The following is a 14,791-nucleotide window of genomic DNA, read 5'->3' on the forward strand; positions in this document are numbered from 1 at the left end:
ACCCGGACAAGATAGCACCGGCGTGCGCGCTTGGATAGCGGTTGCCAGGCGGCCGCCGTGCCTGCAGAATCGGACATCTCCATTACCCACGGCAAGCACATGGCGCCCGATCACCTGATTTCCCTCGACGAACTGAAGACCCTGGCCGCGGCATCGGGCGCCGTGCGCCAGGCCTGCGCCTGCGCGCTCGACGGCTACCGTGGCTGGGCGCGCATCCCGCCCGACTTCCCGCAGGCGCAGATGCGCACCGTGGGCACGCTGATGGCCGATCCCTACGCGGAGCCGACCTATGCCGAATACCACCCGCACGGCACGAACTACTGGTCGCCGGAGGCGCCGATCGCGCTGCGCCACTTTCCCTACAACCGCTGCGCCGTGCAGCAGTGCACGGTGTGCGGCCGCGCCGCCCTGACCTACGTGGAGGCGGGCGGCTACTACGTCGAGCCGCGCCTGCGCGCCCTCGACGCCGCGCTCATCGTGGACATGCCGGCGCCGGACTGATGACCCGGCCGGCGCCATCGTCAGCGGCGTGGATGCGCACGATGCGCACGGCTTGCGGCTGCGCCACCAGCACGCAGGCCTTGCCGGTGCGCTTGCAATGGTCTTGCACGCGCCAGTAGTCGCCGTGGCTGAGGCACCCTGTCTGGCAGATCACCAGGTCGGCGGCGCCCAGGCTCGCTTCGAGGGCGTCGTCGCGCTGCGCCGGGACAGGCGCGGGGGCCGGAGGCGGCGGCCGCTCGCGCCGGGGTTCGAGCAGGGGTTCGCGCAGGCGTTCGCGCTGGAGTTCGGCCACGCGCTCCTGCAGCGCCGCCACGCGGCGGCCCAGGTCCACGCGCCGGGCCAGGCCGGGCAGGTCCCGTTCGAGCGCGGCGCGGTCCTCGCGCTCCCAGGCCAGCGCGCTGTCGCGCGCGACCACGGCGGCGCGCAGCCGCACGACTTGCGCATCCAGCGCGGCGATGCGGCGCGCCTGTTCCTGCAGCAGCGCCGTGCAGCGCGCCTGTACCCGCGCGTGCTCGCGCAGCATGGCGCAATGCTCGTGCAGCAGTCGGTCGAAATCCCGGGCGTTGGCCAACATGGCGCGTCCTCCTGGTCAGTGGCAGGCCTGTCATTTTAAATGAGAATGATTATCATTTCAATCGGCTGGGTGGCGAGCCGGACGCGTCCCGTTACAAGCGCTTGCATCTGATACCTTTTCGCCCTTTGCAGGCAATCGTGCGCGGCTTACTCTAGAGCCATACGAACCACAAGACAAGAAGGGGAACATCATGAAGAACTTCACCACCAGGATCGCCGCCCGCGCCGCCCTCGTCGCCGCTTTCGCCATGACCGGCGCGCTGCCGCTGGCCAGCCAGGCCGCGCCGCAGGGCCACCATGCGCAATGCCAGAGCTGCGGCACCGTGGTCTCGACCAACACGTATAAACGCGAAGCGCAGCGCGGCAGCGGCCTCGGTGCCGTCGGCGGCGCCGTGGTCGGCGGCCTGCTGGGCAACCAGATCGGCAGCGGTAGCGGCCGCACGCTGGCCACCGCGGCCGGCGCCATCGGCGGCGCCTACGGCGGCAACCGCATCGAGCGCAATATGAAGGGCGAAGTGGTGACCGACGTGCGCGTCAGGATGAGCAAGGGCGGCTACCGCACCTTCACCGAGCGCGGCAACCCGCGTTTCCGCAACGGCGATCGCGTGCGCGTGATGGATGGGCGACTGGTCCATCAGGGTTGATGCATCGCGTCTGAGCAGTGGGGTCAGCGTCCTCGGAAGGCAACGCTTGGCGCTGACCCCTGCCGCACCCGCACCCGTTCGATCACCATCCCGCTCGCCGGCAAGGTCGGCATCCGCCGCAGGCTGACCGACAGGTCCTGCGGCGGCACCTCGTAGGCGATCTCTCCCGCGAACAGCTTCAGCGTCGACGCCACCAGGTCGACGGTGGCGGATTCTCCCGGACAGCGATGTCCCGCGTAATGATCGCCGCCGCCCTGGGCCACCAGGTCGAAGCCGCTGCCCTCGCGCCGTTCGAAGCGCTCCGGGCGGAACACCTGCGGATCGCCCCACAGCGCCGGATCGTGGTTGGTGCCGTGGATGTCCATCAGCACCCAGGTTCCCTTGTCGATGCGCATGCCGCGCCAGTCGAAGTCGTGCAGCGCGCGTCCCGCGACGGCGGGGAAGAACGGGTAGTAGCGCCGCACTTCCTGCGTGAACATGGCCGTGTAGGCGTCGTCGCCGGCGGCGATCCGTGCGCGTGCCTGCGGGTGCGCGTGCAGCGCCAGCACGGCGAAGGCGATGTAGCGCGCCACCGCCACCGTCGGGCGCAGCAGGTTGAGCAGCTCGACGGCCGCATGGCGGCGGTTGAGGAGCATGCCGTCGGCATCGCGGTGTCCCGCGATCACGCACAGCGGGCTGTGCGCGGGCGGCCGGATGCGACCGGCCCGGACGGCGTCGACCAGCGCGCGCGCCCAGTGCTCGGTGCGGTTGCGCACCAGCAGCGCGCGCCAGGCGCGCGGACCGGCCGAGCCGGCGGCGGCGATCATGGCCGCCAGTTCGCGCGTGCGCCGGCTCGCCTCGGCGTCGGCCAGCGGCGGGATGCCGATCCATTCGCAGACGGCGCGGCACAGCACTTCCTCGGCCTCGCGGTGCACGTTGACGCTCATCCGGTCCGGCCAGTGCGTAAAGCGCGCGCGCCACTGCGCCTCGGCCAGCGCCACCAGGCGCTGGCGTTCCAGCGGCCCGAACAGGCCCATGAACATGGCCTTGCGCTGGCGGTGCATGTCGCCGTCGAGCGTGGCCACGCTGCCGACATCCTGCAGCAGCTTCAGCGTGGTCGGCGGCAGCGCGCGGCGGCGCGTGAAGCGGCCCGGCTGCCAGAACATGCGCGCCGCATCCTCCCCGCGCACGCACAGCGCGCGGCGCAGCAGCAGGCGCGTGAAGAAGGCGTCGCTACCGAGGGCGGCGTGGCGCCGCGTCATGAAGCCGTAGCCTTCGGCCAGCAGGGACAGCGTGTTGTCGAAGCCGCGTGCGCGCGGCAGGGTGGCGCGCGCGTTGGCGTGGCGGTGGGGATCGTCGGTGCTCGGCAAATTCGTCCTCCTCGATGCAGTCGGCGCTTATCATCGCCGCCCCGGCGCGTGGCCGGCGCACGCTTCGGCCCGGACGGGCGGGCGGCGAAGTACCCGACGAGACCTCGATGAGGCATCAATGAGGCACGGGCGTGAAAGCCGGATCCGGCGTGTCCTGCAGCGCGCGCGGCAGGTAGATCGTCACCGTGGTGCCTTCTCCCTGGGTGCTGGCCAGGCGGATATGGCCGCCGCTCTGCTTGACGAAGCCGTGCGCCATCGACAGGCCCAGGCCGGTGCCCTTGCCCTCGGGCTTGGTGGTGAAGAAGGGCTCGAAGGCGCGCTCCATCACGTCCGGCGGCATGCCGCTGCCGGTGTCGCTCACGGCCACGCTGACGTAGGCGCCGGGCTGCACGCCGGTATCCGCCAGCGCGCTGTCCGGACCGACGTCGACGTTGGCCAGCGCGATGGCGACGCTGCCCTGGCCCTCCATGGCGTCGCGCGCGTTGATGACGAGGTTCAGCAGCACGTTCTCGAGCTGGTTCGGGTCGACCAGCGTGTTCCACAGGTCCGGCGGCATGTCGAAGCGGATCTGCACGCCGTCGCCGGCGGCGCGGTGCAGCAGGCTGTCCATGCGCTCGATGAGCTGGGCCAGGTTGACGACGCTCGGGTGCAGCGGCTGGCGCCGCGCGAAGGCTAGCAGTTGCGCCGCCAGTTTCTTGCCGCGCTCGACGGCGTCCATGATCCCCAGCAGGCGCTTGCGGGCGCCACGGTCGCCGCTGTCGGCGCGCAGCATCAGCTGCGCATTGGCGCTGATGATGTGCAGGATGTTGTTGAAGTCGTGCGCCACGCCGCCGGTGAGCTTGCCCACCGCTTCCAGTTTCTGCGAGCGCGCCAGCGCGCTGCGCGCCTCGTCCAGGCGCTGCTGGCGCCGGCGTTCGCGCTGCTCGGTCTCGCGGCGCGGGCGGATGTCGCGCAGGAAGGCCGTGATGCCGTAGCCGTGTTCGGTGGGCAGCGGCGTGATCGCGATCTCCACCGGAATCGCCTGGCCCTGGCGCGTCAGCAGGTCGATCTCGGTGGGGCCGGACAGCATCGCGCAGGCGCCGCTGCGCGCGAAGTGCGCGATGCAGGCGCGCCGTTCCTCCTGCTGGTCGGGCAGCGCCAGCAGGGCGCAGGCGTCGTGGCCGAGCGCTTCTTCCTCGTGCCAGCCGAACAGCTTGCAGGCCTGCGCGTTCCAGTCGGTGATGCGGCCGTCCGGACCGATGCCGACGAAGGCGTCGTAGGCGGTCTGCAGGATCAGGCGGATGCGCTGGCGTTCGGCCTCGGTGCGGTCGTGCGATGCGCGCAGCGCCAGCGTCATGCGGCCGGCCAGCTGCAGGGCGCGGCGGCGCTCGGTGGCCAGCAGCCACACCACCAGCGCCAGCAGCAGGCCCAGGCCGATGCCGGTGGCGGCGACCGCCAGCGCCGGGCGCCGCTCCAGCGTGTCCTCGAACGCGGGCGCCGAACGGATGCGCAGCGTCCACGGCCGGCCCGCGGTGTCGATCGCGGACTGCATGGCGAACAGCGGCTCGCGCCCGGCCCGGTCCAGGCGCGGCGAACGGTACAGCAGGGCGTCCTCGTCCGGCGCCAGCCCGTCGTAGATGTCGACCTCGAGGTCGCCCGCGTGCTCGCCGCCGACGCCACGCATCAGGTCATCCATGCGGAAGGGCGCGAACACCCAGCCCAGGATCGCGGCGCGCCGTTCCTGCAGGGTCGCGCGCGGCAGGCCGGCGCGGTACACCGGCACGTAGATCAGGAAGCCCGACTGCGCCCGGCTGCCGCCTTCCTGCACCAGCGTGACCTTGCCGGTGGCGGCCGCGCGTCCGCCGTCGCGCGCCGCTTCCATGGCCTTGCGCCGCACCGGCTCGCTGAACATGTCGTAGCCGAAGGCGCGCAGGTTGCGCCCACCGAAGGGCTGGATGTGGGTGATCGCGGTCACCGTGGGGCGCGCGCCGCCGGGCCGCAGCGCGTACTGCGGATAGCCTTCGGCGCGCACGGCGGCGACGTGGGCATCCAGCGCGCCCGGCGCCAGGATGGTGGCGATGCCGAGCGCCTCGATGCCGGGGAAGCGCTGGTCCAGGCGCAGCACGCCGTAGTAGTCGGCGAAGTCGGCGCGCGAGACCGTCACCGCGCCGCGCAGGTAGCCGCGCGTGGCCTGCAGCATTTCCTCGTACACGGCCATGCGCTGGCCGACGGCGGCGGCCAGGTCGCGCGCCCGGTAGTTGAAGGTGGACTGCATCTCGGCGCGCGCCGTGCGCTCGACGCTGGTGGCGAAGGCATAGGTCGCCGCCAGCGCGGCCAGGAACACGAGCGCGGCCAGCAGCAGCGGCAGCGACGCCGAGTCGCGCCAGCGGGAGAGGGGAGAGGTGTCGGGAGCGTCGTGGGAACGGGGCATGTGCTCGTTGCGGCAAGGGCATGGCCGGGACCGTTGCCGTCGAAGTGGAAGGGAAGGCGGTGCGCCGTCCGGCACAGCATACCCGCGCGCGCAATGGATGGGCGCACGCCAGCCGGCACGCGACGCGGCCGCCCGTCCCCGCTACAATGGCGCACGCCCGCGCCGGCCCCCGGCCGGACCTTGCCGACCTTCCCGATGACACGATCCACCGCTCCCGATGCCGATGCACGCTCGCGCCCGGCCCCCGCGCCCGGCGCCGCCGGCCTGCTGCGCCGCGTGCGCTGGACGCTCGCCGCCGGCCTGCTGGCGCTGCTGCTGTGGGCGGCGCTGTGGCCGCTGCGCTATCCGACCCGCGAGCGCGTGTTCGACTTCCCGCGCGGCGCCGGCATCCTCAAGGCGCGCGGCGTGGCGGTGCCGGTGCCGGCGCGCGTGCGCCTGGCGCTGGGCGTGCGCGACGTGCTCCTGCTGCGCAACCGCGACCTGTCCGCGCACGTGTTCGGCCAGGTGCTGGTGCTGCCGGGACGCACGCTGCGCCTGCCATTCGAGCAGGCCGGGGACTTCGCGTTTGCCTGCGACATCGCGCCGGGCCATGCGGTGCGGGTCAGCGTGCTGCCGCATCCCGATCCGGGCTGGGACCGGCTGCGCTGGCGCCTGCACGCGCTGGCCGACGCGCTGCGCGAACTGCCCGTGCACGGCCCGGACGACTGACGCAGGCGCCCGACGGGCCGTGCCATTGCGGCATGCGGCAGCAGCAATCGTGCTCCGCGCCGCGCGCCGAATCTGTCATGATGCGCGCATGGCCACCATCTCCATTCCCCTGTTTCCGCTCAGCACGGTACTGTTCCCGGACGGCGTGTTGCCGCTGCAGATCTTCGAGGTCCGCTACCTCGACATGATCAGCCGTTGCCTGACGGAAGACGAGCCTTTCGGCGTGGTGATGCTGACCCATGGCCAGGAAGTACGCACGCCGGAGGGAATGGAACAGTTCGCCGGCGCGGGCACGCTGGCGACGGTGGCGGACACCACCGCGTCCACGCCCGGCCTGCTGCAGGTGGTGTGCCGCGGCGGCACCCGTTTCCGGGTCATGGACAGCGAGCGCCGCACCGACGGCCTGTGGATGGCCGAGGCCAAGCTGGTCGAGGACGACCACGCGGTCCGGATCCCGTCCGACCTGCAGGGCGCGGCCGACGCGCTCGACCGCGTGCTGGCCTCGCTGCACGACGTGCCGCAGGGCCGCTGGCCGGTGCAGCCGCCGTTCCGCCTGGACGATTGCGGCTGGGTGTCGAACCGCTGGTGCGAACTGCTGCCCCTGCCCAACCAGCAGAAGCAGCACATGCTCATGCTGGACAATCCGATGATCCGGCTGGAACTGCTGCACGACGTGCTCGACGAGCACGGCTTGATTACCTCGTGACGTGGTGTGGTGCGCACGGGGTGCGCACCCTACGCCTCGACGCTGACGCTTGCCGCCGTCGACCCGGTCGCTGCCGCCGGACCGTCGCTGCCGCCGTGATCGGCGTAGGTCTTCAACAGGTTCATCGCATGCGCCAGTTCGCGCACCGGATCGCGCGGCGGACGGCCGCCGGCCTTACCCGGGCCGCCGGACGCGTCGAGCTCGCCGCTCGCCACGGTCTTGTCATAGGCCGCCTGCTCGGTGTCGCTGACGGTGCCGTCGCCGTCGGTGTCGGCCGCCGCCACGTAGGTATTGCTGGTCGAACTCGTCGCGTCGGTCTCCTTGGCCGCGCCGGCGTCCCCCATGCGCTGCATGCCGCCGCCCATGCCCTGCATGCCACCCTGGCCGCCGGCCACGCGCGTAGCGTCGTACTGGGCGTCGAGCTGGCCGGACAGCCTGGTCATCGCCGCCGTCATCTCGCTCTTGGTGACCTTGCCGTCGCTGTCGCCGTCGAGCGCGCCGAACGTGGCGTCGAGGTCGACGGCCGGGCCCCGGTCGCCGTCGCCGGCCGCGCCCAGCGCGCTTTGCAGGTCGGCTTTCTCGAGGTATCCCTGGTTCCTGGTGTCGAGCCTGGAAAAGACCGAATCGGCCCGGTTCGGCACATTGCCGCTGCCAATGCCTGCAACCATGTCATGCTCCCTTGTGGTAGTTGGATGCCATTATCGGTCGTTGCGTATGAGAAAAGAGAGGGCGAGGTGTAAAGCCGGGTAAAGGAATGTAAAGAGGAAGTTGACTGGAAATTCAGCACGATGGGCAGGAAAAACGCGGATTTCATACACAGAGGGGTGGTTTTGAGGTAACCTTGAGCGCGATTCAGACTCTCTACGTCCGTGCGGTATTGACATCCGCCGCGAACCAGCGCCCCAGGCGCATCTTGTCACCCCGGTTTCCCCGCGTTGGCCATGCCCGGCCGCAGCCCGGCGTAGAGCTGATGAAGCTTGGAAACCGCGCTTAACGCCCGAAAGAAAACATGTCTGAAACACCGACCACTCAAGAAACTGGCGGCGCGCCGACCGTGCGCTTTGCCGATTTCGGCCTGGCGCCTGAAATCCAGCGTGCGCTGTCGGACCAGGGCTATGTCCACCCGACCCCGATCCAGGCCAAGGCCATTCCGATCGTCCTGCAGGGCCGCGACGTCATGGGCGCCGCCCAGACCGGCACCGGCAAGACCGCGAGCTTCTCGCTGCCGATCATCCAGCTGCTGCTGCCGCATGCGAACACCAGCATGTCGCCGGCACGCCACGCCGTGCGCGCGCTGGTGCTGACCCCGACCCGCGAACTGGCGATCCAGGTCGCCGACAACGTCAAGGCCTACGCCCAGCACACCCCGCTGCGCTCCACCGTCGTGTTCGGCGGCATGGACATGAAGCCGCAGACCGAGATCCTGCGCCGCGGCGTCGAGATCGTCATCGCCACGCCGGGCCGCCTGCTCGACCACGTGGAGCAGAAGAACATCAGCCTGGGCCAGGTGCAGATGCTCGTCATGGACGAAGCCGACCGCATGCTGGACATGGGCTTCCTGCCCGACCTGCAGCGCATCATCAACCTGCTGCCGAAAAAGCGCCAGAACCTGATGTTCTCGGCCACCTTCTCGCCCGAGATCAAGAAACTGGCATCGAGCTTCCTGACCGATCCGCTGACCATCGAGGTCGCGCGCAGCAATGCCACCAACACCTCGATCACCCAGGTGCTGTACAAGGTCGAGGAAGCGCAGAAGCCCGAGGTCGTGCAGCACCTGATCCGCTCGCGCGACCTGAAGCAGGTGCTGGTGTTCTCGAACACCAAGATCGGCGCCTCGCGCCTGTCGCGCACCCTGGAAAACGCCGGCATCAAGGCCCAGGCCATCCACGGCGACAAGACCCAGCAGGAGCGCATCGCCGCGCTCGACGCCTTCAAGAACGGCAGCATCGACGTGCTGGTGGCGACCGACGTCGCCGCGCGCGGCCTGGACATCACCGACCTGCCGTGCGTGATCAACTACGACCTGCCGTACAACGCCGAGGACTACGTGCACCGCATCGGCCGCACGGGCCGCGCCGGCGCCACCGGCGACGCGCTGTCGGTGTACTCGGACAAGGACGAACGCCTGCTGGCCGACATCGAGAAGCTGATCAAGCAGACCATCACGCGCGGCGAGCTGACCGGCTTCGTGCCGGGCCGGGGCGCGCGCGACGGCGCGCGCGATGCCGAACGCCGCGGCCGCCGCGACAGCGACCACCCGCGCAGCGACCACCCGCGCAGCGACCACCCGCGCAGCGAGCGCCCGGACCGCGGCGAGCGCAGCGCCGGCCCGCGCCCGGGGCCGCGCCGCGACAAGATCGATCCGTGGTTCCTCAAGCCCTACGAGCCGGCGGCCGCGCCGCGCAAGGAAGCCGAGCACGCGCCGGCCGCGCCGTCCAAGCCCAAGCCCAAGCTGGCGGCGCTGCTGGGCGGCCTGCCCAAGCCGTGAGCGCGCGCGCATGAAGAAGGCCTGTCCGCGGACAGGCCTTTTTTACGCCCGGCGCCGGCCGCTCACGCGTCCTGGCCCAGCGTCGCCTCCACCCGCGCCAGCAGCTGCTCGTGCCGGTACGGCTTGGCCAGGATGTCCAGCCCCGTGCCGCGTCCCGGCAGTTCGTCCATGTAGCCGGTGGTGACCAGGACCGGCATCTGCGGGTACAGCACGCGCACCCGCTCGACCAGTTCCAGCCCCGTCATCCCGCCCGGCATGATCACGTCGGTGAACAGCAGGTCCGGCTGCGCGCCGCCTTCGAGCAGGCGCAGCGCCTCCTCGCCGCTGGCGGCCGGCAGCACCGCGTAGCCGGCCATGCCCAGCACGCTCTCGGCCAGTTCGCGCACGTCGTCGTTGTCCTCCACCACCAGCACGCAGGGGCGCGCAGCGGCGCCGTCGGCGTCCGTCCCGGGGGCCGGCGCGTCGTCCTGCGGGCGGGCGTCGTGCGCGGCCGGGTCGACGCCGCCGTCGGCGACCGGGAAGAGCATGCGCACCGTCGTGCCTTCGCCTTCCTTGCTGTCGATCTCGAGGCGGCCCTGCGACTGCTGCACGAAGCCGTGCACCATCGCCAGGCCCAGGCCCGTGCCCGGGCCCTTGGTGGTGAAGAAGGGTTCGGTGGCGCGCCGCAGCACCTCGGGCGCCATGCCCTTGCCCTTGTCGATCACGCACAGGTCGACGTAGGTGCCGGGCGGCAGGTCGTGCTTTTTCAGGCGCTCCGCATCGCGCACGAGCGCACTGGCCACCGTCACCTCGCCGCCCTCGGGCATGGCGTCGCGCGCGTTGATCAGGACGTTCAGCAGGGCCATCTCGAGGTGGGTCGGATCGAGCAGGCAGGCGGGCAGGCCGGGACGCAGGTCCAGGCGCAAGTCGACGCGGTCGCCCAGCGTGCGCACCAGCATCTCGGAAAAGTCGACGACCAGGTTGTTGATGTTGATCGGCCTGGGCTCCAGCCGCTGCTTGCGCGCGAAGGTCAGCAGCTGCTGGGTGAGCTTGCCGGCGCGCATGGCGGCGCGCTGGGCGCGTTCGAGGGCGGCGCGGGCGTCGTCCGGCTTGCCCAGGCTGATCAGCGCGACCTCGAGGTTGCCGTTGATGACCTGCAGCAGGTTGTTGAAGTCGTGCGCCATGCCGGCCGTGAGCTGGCCGATCGCTTCCATCTTCTGCGCCTGCAGGTAGGATTCCTGGGTCTGGCGGCGCGCCGTGATGTCCATCTGCGACGCGAAGAAGTACAGCAGCTTGCCGTCCTTGTCGAAGATCGGGCCGATGAACAGCGCGTTCCAGAAGGGCGTGCCGTCGGCCTTGTAGTTCAGCAGGTCGACCGCGACGGCGCGTTCTTCCTTCAGGGCCTGGCGTACCTCGGTGACGGTGGCGCGGTCGGTCTGCGGCCCCTGCAGCAGGCGGCAGTTGCGGCCCATGATGTCCTCGTGCCGGTACCCGGTCAGGTCGAGGAAGGCGCCGTTGGCGAACACGATCGGGTCGTCCGGCAGGCGCGGATCGGTGATCAGCATGGGCATGCGCGTCATCTCGACGGCGGCGAAGAAGATGTTGTCGCGCTCTCCGAGGCCGTCGTGCGCGACGTAGCTGGCCTGCCAGTGCTTGAACCCCGGATTGCCCATCGGCGATTCGGAATTGCCTTCGACGGTGCCGTCGGCCGGCACGCCGATGCTCTGGCCGCCGCCTTGCCTGTCGAGATCCTTTTTCAGGCCGTCGTCCTTGCTGCTTCCCATGACCATCGCGTCGTTCTCCAGTGTCGGGCGATGCACGATTCTAGTATGGGCGGCGGTGCGCGTACCGTTAGCGCGCGCACCGAGCGCCGCAGACTTCAGGGCGAGGATTCGGGCAGCGGCTCGGCGACGACGATCCCGCCCAGCGCGATCCCCAGCAGGCGGGTATCGTCGGTGTGGTCGACTTCCTTCGGCGATACCGGATGCGGCACCTCGATGACGATGCTGCGCTGCGCGCCGTCGGTGTCCATCGTCAGGAGGATTTCCTTCATCGGATGGTTCGGCACGCGGAAGGTGGCGCTGGCGCCGCCGATGCGCAGCGTGAACGGCTTGTCGGCGTTGTCGGCGTAGCTCGATGCGCGGATGCGCAGCCGCACCCTGGGCGGCAGCGCCGTGGCCAGGTGCAGCACGACGCGCGGCCCCTCCGACCAGCGTCCGAACGATTCCTCCTTCGACAGGCCCTCGGCGCCCGTGACGATGCCGGCCAGGGGCTTGCTGAAATCGGTGGCGCCGATCCTGCGCTCGGGCAGCGCCAGCCGGTACAGCGAGAATTCCTCGTTGGCGAACACCGGCTTGTAGGTCGCGGGCAGCGGATGGTGGCGCAGCACCAGCAGCCATTTCTGGTGGGTCGGCACCTCGTACTCCGCGATCGGGGCATTATCCGGCACCAGCATCAGCTGGCTGTTCGCGTCGTCGATGTGGAACTGGGTGCGGATGATCTCGACGGCGTCGGTGCCGGCCACGGTGAGCTGGCCGCGCTCGGCCGCCGGCACGCGCGCCCGCACCAGGGCGCCGGCGCGGTCGGCCGTCGTCTCGATGTGGTTGTGCAGCGTGATCTTGTGCGACATCGACAGGCCTGCGAGCAGGTTCAGGGGCAGCACCACCAGCAGGAACAGGCGCGCGGCCAGCCGCTTGCCGAGGGCCCACAGCAGCAGCGTCGCCAGGCCGAGGGCGATGATCGTGCGGCCGCGCCAGCCGTCCGGCTTGAACATGAAGATGTCCGGACCGTCGACCGCATTGAACGCATACGCGGGCAGCCACGCCAGCGCCAGCACCAGCAGGGCGGCGACGACCGCGGCGATGGCCCAGCGCAGCGCCGGCCGCGCCGCGGGGGCGGGGGCGTCGGGCCGGTCCAGCGTGGCCGCCGCGACGAGCCACAGCAGCGGCAGCACGAAATTGTAGTAGCGCATGTGCAGGCGCAGGCCCTCGTCGGCCGGCGCGCCCGGATTGACCAGCGTGGCCGTGAACAGGAAGGTCACGCAGACGGTCGCGCCCAGCACCAGCAGCGCCCACACCTGCAGCAGTTCGGCCTTGCCGGCCTGGGCGTGGCCGCGCAGGCGCAGCAGCGAATGTAGCGTGACGGCCAGCGGCAGCGGCACCAGCACCGCCAGCACCATCAGGTGGCCGCGCGCACTGACCAGGGCGGGGCCGAGCAGGCTGGCCAGCGAGCGGTTGCCGGCCGAATTGGCATTGGCCTGGTAGAAGCTGCCCAGCAGTTGCAGGCCGTCCTTGCCGGCGAGCAGCCAGCCGATGCCGAACTTGAGCGCGGCGGCCACGCCCAGCGCCAGCGCGGCGGCGCCGACGGCGGACGGCAGCCAGCGCGGCCCGGCCGCCCAGCGCGCATAGGCGATGAACAGCACCAGCGGCGGGATCAGGAACAGCGCGTGCACCTTGACGAGGCTGAGCAGGCCGAGCACCACGCCCAGCGCCAGGCTCCAGCGCGTCCAGTGCCAGTGGCCGCGCGTCAGCGCCACCCAGCTCAGGATGCAGAAGCCGAGGAAGTACGCCGTCTCCGGCATGAAGTAGGTGGTGTACAGGTTCAGCGGCGCCAGCGTGGCCGCCACGGCGAGCGCCAGCGCCACGCCGGGACGCGCGACCTGGCGCGCGATGCCGTAGATGAACGGCGCGCTGGCCACCATGAACAGCACGTTCGCCACGTGCACGCAGTCGTAGAAGCGGGTGCCGCAGGCATTGCTGCCGCGCGCGATCCACAGGTAGAGGTAGGACGGCAGCATCGATGCGCCCAGGTCCTGCAGGCGCGACAGCTTGCTGTAGTACCACTCGTCGGCCATGATCTGCGGCTGCGTGCCCCAGGTGCGCAGCACCAGGTAGGCCGCGATGGCGGCGAACAGCACCAGGATGGCGAGCTGCCGGCCGGAGCGGGGGACCAGCGCGGAGCGCGTCGTCGGCGCGAGAGCGTCGGGGCGGGGAGCGTTCATTTGAAGATCCAGTATTTGCCGAGCAGGTAGCTGTTGATCGAGATGAGGGGCAGCGACGCGATCTTGCCGGCCAGCGGCATGCCGAGCAGCGCCTGCGCCAGCGCGACGCAGCCCAGCGTCAGCAGGTAGTTGAGCAGCACCACGCACAGGTAGCGCCCGAAGCTCGCCGGCGTGGCCGCGGCGTCGAAGGTCACCCGGCTGTGCCAGGCGTAGTTCACCAGCAGGCCGGACAGGAAGCCGGCCGTGGTGGCGCCGGCGAAGTGCAGGCCGGCGTGCAGCAGCAGCTGCAGCACGCCGATGTCGACGGCGGCCGACAGCACGCCGCCGGCCAGGAACACCACGACCTGGCGCGAGCGCGCCACCAGGTCGGACAGGGCGGAAGCGGTCCTCATCCCTGCTTGCGGTAGCGGGTCTTCTTGTGCAGCGGGCGGCGCGGCACCGAGGCGATGTCGTAGGCCAGGAAGGCGAGGATCAGCTGCACGCCCATGATCACCGGTAGCGCGGCCAGCATCACGGTGCCGGCCGGCGTCGCCACGTCCTGCCGCGCCGCGTCGACCCAGTGCGACACGCCGAACAGGATGCCGAACAGGAGCAGCAGCACGCCCAGCGGCAGCTCGATCGAGGCCAGCGACATATTGCGCAGGTAATAGTTGTAGAACAGGCGCTTGAAGAAGTTGCGCACGTGCTTGGCCGCGAATTCGGTGACGATGCGCGAGATCTTCAGGTTGCTGACCTCGTCGCCGTAGACCGCGTCCATCGGCACGTCGGCCACGACGGCGCCCAGCGTGTTCAGGCGGAACAGCATGTCGGTCTCGAAGAAGTAGCGCTTGCTGATCTTGTCGAACGGGAGGAAGCGCGCGGCGTCGGCGTGGATCGCGGTGAAGCCGTTGGTCGGGTCGAACAGGTCCCAGTAGCCGGACGACAGCTTGGTCAGGAATGACAGCACCGCGTTGCCGAACAGGCGCATCGGCGGCATCGAGCGGATGCGCTCCAGGTTGAAGAAGCGGTTGCCCTTGGTGTAGTCGGCCTCGCCCGACAGGATCGGCGCGACGAAGGCGGGAATCAGGGAGGCGTCCATCTGGCCGTCGCCGTCGACCTTGACGATGACGGACGCGCCGTCGGCGATGGCGGCGCGGTAGCCGGTCATCACGGCGCCGCCCACGCCCTGGTTCTGCGCATGGCGCAGCACGACCACGCGCGGGTCGGTGCAGTTGGCCTGCACGAAGTCGCCGGAATGGTCCGGGCACTTGTCGTCGACGACGTAGATGCGGCCGACCTCCGGTCCGATGCCGGCGACGACGCCCAGGATGTGGCGGGTCACCTTATAGCTGGGAATGACGACGGCAATCGACGCTGGCTGGCTCATGGATGCGATTTCGCTGATGTTGTGTAAAAGTCAAATGGTAGCGCATGGGCGCCGCCTTGTCGAAGCT

At 70.4% G+C, this 14,791-nt stretch carries 13 protein-coding genes; 5 read left to right on the plus strand and 8 right to left on the minus strand.

Going from position 1 to position 14,791, the window contains the following annotated elements:
* Positions 1-57 precede the first annotated feature (57 nt).
* Positions 58-501: a hypothetical protein gene (locus QZ749_RS05975; protein WP_373896787.1), complete on the plus strand. Its 444-nt coding sequence runs from the start codon at positions 58-60 to the stop codon at positions 499-501.
* Here QZ749_RS05975 and QZ749_RS05980 read toward each other — a convergent pair.
* A complete protein-coding gene (locus tag QZ749_RS05980; RefSeq protein ID WP_296944434.1) occupies positions 473-1,075 on the minus strand; it encodes a DUF2325 domain-containing protein in 603 nt (200 codons plus the stop codon). The two genes, QZ749_RS05975 and QZ749_RS05980, sit on opposite strands and share 29 nt — an antisense overlap.
* A gap of 190 nt (positions 1,076-1,265) precedes the next feature.
* On the opposite strand from QZ749_RS05980, the gene QZ749_RS05985 reads away from it, so the two are divergent.
* Complete coding sequence (locus QZ749_RS05985) at positions 1,266-1,718, plus strand: glycine zipper 2TM domain-containing protein (RefSeq protein WP_296944436.1); 453 nt, start codon at positions 1,266-1,268, stop codon at positions 1,716-1,718.
* Between the two features lie 23 nt (positions 1,719-1,741).
* On the opposite strand, the gene QZ749_RS05990 is transcribed toward QZ749_RS05985, so the two are convergent.
* Complete coding sequence (locus tag QZ749_RS05990) at positions 1,742-3,067, minus strand: cytochrome P450 (RefSeq protein ID WP_296944439.1); 1,326 nt, start codon at positions 3,065-3,067, stop codon at positions 1,742-1,744.
* 115 nt (positions 3,068-3,182) lie between these two features.
* Positions 3,183-5,477, minus strand: a complete 2,295-nt coding sequence (locus QZ749_RS05995; RefSeq protein WP_296944441.1) for a CHASE domain-containing protein — start codon at positions 5,475-5,477, stop codon at positions 3,183-3,185.
* A gap of 195 nt (positions 5,478-5,672) precedes the next feature.
* Here QZ749_RS05995 and QZ749_RS06000 point away from each other — a divergent pair, with 195 nt between their 5' ends.
* A complete protein-coding gene (locus tag QZ749_RS06000; protein ID WP_296944444.1) occupies positions 5,673-6,185 on the plus strand; it encodes a hypothetical protein in 513 nt (170 codons plus the stop codon).
* Positions 6,186-6,273: 88 nt separating this feature from the next.
* A complete protein-coding gene (locus QZ749_RS06005; RefSeq protein ID WP_296944446.1) occupies positions 6,274-6,891 on the plus strand; it encodes an LON peptidase substrate-binding domain-containing protein in 618 nt (205 codons plus the stop codon).
* A 29-nt stretch (positions 6,892-6,920) separates the two neighbouring features.
* Here the strand turns inward: QZ749_RS06005 and QZ749_RS06010 are convergent, their stop codons facing one another.
* Positions 6,921-7,559: an EF-hand domain-containing protein gene (locus QZ749_RS06010; protein WP_296944449.1), complete on the minus strand. Its 639-nt coding sequence runs from the start codon at positions 7,557-7,559 to the stop codon at positions 6,921-6,923.
* 341 nt (positions 7,560-7,900) lie between these two features.
* On the opposite strand from QZ749_RS06010, the gene QZ749_RS06015 reads away from it, so the two are divergent.
* Positions 7,901-9,379 carry a DEAD/DEAH box helicase gene (locus QZ749_RS06015; RefSeq protein ID WP_296944452.1) on the plus strand — a complete coding sequence of 493 codons (1,479 nt, stop codon included), beginning with the start codon at positions 7,901-7,903 and terminating at the stop codon, positions 9,377-9,379.
* A gap of 62 nt (positions 9,380-9,441) precedes the next feature.
* Here the strand turns inward: QZ749_RS06015 and QZ749_RS06020 are convergent, their stop codons facing one another.
* The 4 genes from QZ749_RS06020 to QZ749_RS06035 are packed head-to-tail and all read right to left on the minus strand — an operon-like array spanning position 9,442 to position 14,724.
* Positions 9,442-11,178, minus strand: coding sequence for an ATP-binding protein (locus QZ749_RS06020; protein ID WP_296944454.1), 1,737 nt, complete (start codon positions 11,176-11,178; stop codon positions 9,442-9,444).
* Positions 11,179-11,237: 59 nt separating this feature from the next.
* Positions 11,238-13,358 (minus strand): hypothetical protein, encoded by a 2,121-nt coding sequence (locus tag QZ749_RS06025; RefSeq protein WP_296944457.1) that lies wholly within the window; start codon positions 13,356-13,358, stop codon positions 11,238-11,240.
* Positions 13,355-13,750 (minus strand): GtrA family protein, encoded by a 396-nt coding sequence (locus QZ749_RS06030; protein ID WP_296944459.1) that lies wholly within the window; start codon positions 13,748-13,750, stop codon positions 13,355-13,357. Before QZ749_RS06030 ends, QZ749_RS06025 begins: the two co-directional genes overlap by 4 nt.
* Positions 13,747-14,724 (minus strand): glycosyltransferase family 2 protein, encoded by a 978-nt coding sequence (locus QZ749_RS06035; protein ID WP_296944462.1) that lies wholly within the window; start codon positions 14,722-14,724, stop codon positions 13,747-13,749. The genes QZ749_RS06030 and QZ749_RS06035 overlap by 4 nt, the downstream gene beginning before the upstream one ends.
* Between the last annotated feature and the right edge of the window lie 67 nt (positions 14,725-14,791).

Source organism: uncultured Massilia sp. (genome assembly GCF_913773735.1).
Taxonomy (GTDB): domain Bacteria; phylum Pseudomonadota; class Gammaproteobacteria; order Burkholderiales; family Burkholderiaceae_D; genus Telluria.